This is a genomic window from Roseomonas sp. E05 (assembly GCF_030063475.1).
Classification (GTDB): domain Bacteria; phylum Pseudomonadota; class Alphaproteobacteria; order Acetobacterales; family Acetobacteraceae; genus Pseudoroseomonas.
Window position 1 is genome coordinate 1 of sequence record NZ_JASIRT010000099.1, and the last position, 817, is coordinate 817.

General features: G+C 66.7%; 1 pseudogene. It reads left to right on the top strand.

The window, feature by feature from the left end:
- Nucleotides 1-39 precede the first annotated feature (39 nt).
- A pseudogene (locus tag QMO56_RS26845) lies at nucleotides 40-800 on the top strand (IS5 family transposase).
- The last annotated feature ends 17 nt before the right edge of the window (nucleotides 801-817 follow it).

Here is an 817-nt window from a genome sequence, read left to right on the forward strand (position 1 = left end):
AGGTCTTCTGATTCGCTGTGCTTCTTCGGAGGAGGTGGCATGAGCGGATCAGAGTGGCTGAGTGACGAGGCTTGGGCGGTGATCGAGCCGCATCTGCCGCGAGGCCGCCCTGGCGCACATCGGGTGGATGATCGCCGGGTGATCAGTGGCATCCTGCATGTCCCGCGCTCGGGCTGCCGCTGGCGCGACTGCCCGCCGGAGTATGGCCCAGCCACCACCATCTACAACCGCTACAACCGCTGGAGCGCTCAAGGTGTGTGGAAGCGCATCTTCGAGCGCCTGGCGGCCGCCGGGAACATCCCGGATGAGATCTCGATCGACAGCACCCACGTGAAGGCGCACCGCTCGGCGGCAGGCGCCAAAAAAGGGGCGAAGCCGCGCAGGCGATCGGCCGCTCACGCGGCGGGCGGACCAGCAAGATCCACGCTGTGGCCAACGCTGAAGGCCGACCGCTCGCCTTCGTCCTGACGCCCGGCAACGTCGCCGACATCAGCATCGCCGCCCATCTTCTGGACGGCATCGCGCCGCCACATCGCGTCCTGGCCGACAAGGCCTATGATGCCGATCACCTCCGCCAGCTCCTGGAGGCGCAGGGCACCGAGGTGGTCATTCCCTCCACCCGTGCCCGTCGCAAACCCCATCCGCTGAACCGCCGCGCCTATCGCAGGCGCAACGTCATCGAGCGCATGTTCAGGCGCATGAAGGACTGGCGGCGCATCGCTACGCGCTACGACCGCTTGGCCAGGAACTTCCTCTCCGCCATCGCGCTCGTCGCAACCGCTTGTTTCTGGCTCCCCTGATTGAGTCGGCAACCTAG